This window comes from Novosphingobium rosa NBRC 15208, assembly GCF_001598555.1.
In the GTDB taxonomy this organism is placed as follows: domain Bacteria; phylum Pseudomonadota; class Alphaproteobacteria; order Sphingomonadales; family Sphingomonadaceae; genus Novosphingobium; species Novosphingobium rosa.
This window is the reverse complement of sequence record NZ_BCZE01000183.1, coordinates 1-844: the sequence shown is the minus strand read 5'-3', so window position 1 is coordinate 844 and position 844 is coordinate 1. Positions and strand designations below refer to the sequence as shown.

Sequence of the window (844 nt, the reverse complement as noted above, 5' to 3'; positions counted from 1 at the left end):
TAAGGCCTGTGGACATTTAGCGTAGCGCGATTTTGATGGCGGCGAGGTTGATCATCGCCCGGTAGCTTTGATCAGTTTTTTCGTAGCGCGTAGCAGTCCGCCGGAATGCTTTGAGATTGCAGAAGAAGTTTTCGACGAGGTGGCGCCAGCGATACGCGTGGAAGTCGCATTCGATCTTTCGTTTGCGGTTCGATTTGGGAGGGATCACGGCTATTGCGCCTCTGTCGTCGATTTCCGACCTTAGCCAGTCGGCATCGAAGGCCTTGTCGCCCAGGAGCATCTCGAATTTCACGCCCTGGATCAGCGGCTTCACCCCAACCAGCTCATGGGTTTGCCCGGGCAGCAGAACGAAGCGAACAAGATTTCCCAGCGCATCGACCAGCGCGACGATCTTCGTCGTCAGTCCGCCGCGCGAACGTCCGATCGCCTGACGATAAGTCCCCCCCTTGCCCCGGTGCCCTGTTGGTGGACCCGGACAATTGTGCCGTCGATCATGGCGTATTCAAAATCGGGGTCGCCGGATAATTGCTCAAACAAGCGGTCAAAAACCCCATTCACTGCCCACCTGCGAAACCGACGGAAATTGGAGTTCCAATTGCCGAAGGTCGCGGGTAAGTCTCGCCATGGTGCTCCTGTTCCAGCCAGCCACAAGACCGCATCGAGAAACCTCCGATTGTCTGCAGCCGAACGGCCTCTATCCCCGACTTTACCGGGGAGTAACGAGCTAACCCGTTCCCACTGCTCGTCGCTCAATCTGTGTCGATCCAACCTGGCGCTCCCTTGGCCAGTCTTGAATCCGGTCCTGCCGAAAAAGGGAATCCCCTAAATGTCCACAGGCCTTAGC

Annotated in this window: 1 protein-coding gene; it reads right to left on the bottom strand. The window is 57.1% G+C overall.

The features are described 5' to 3' along the window. Positions 1-16: 16 nt before the first annotated feature. Positions 17-768, bottom strand: a protein-coding gene (locus tag SR3_RS31030) for an IS5 family transposase (protein WP_157099227.1) whose coding sequence is annotated in 2 segments (ribosomal slippage) — positions 17-447 and positions 447-768 — 753 coding nt in all. Because the reading frame shifts where the segments join, the coding sequence is not laid out codon by codon here. Positions 769-844: the final 76 nt, after the last annotated feature.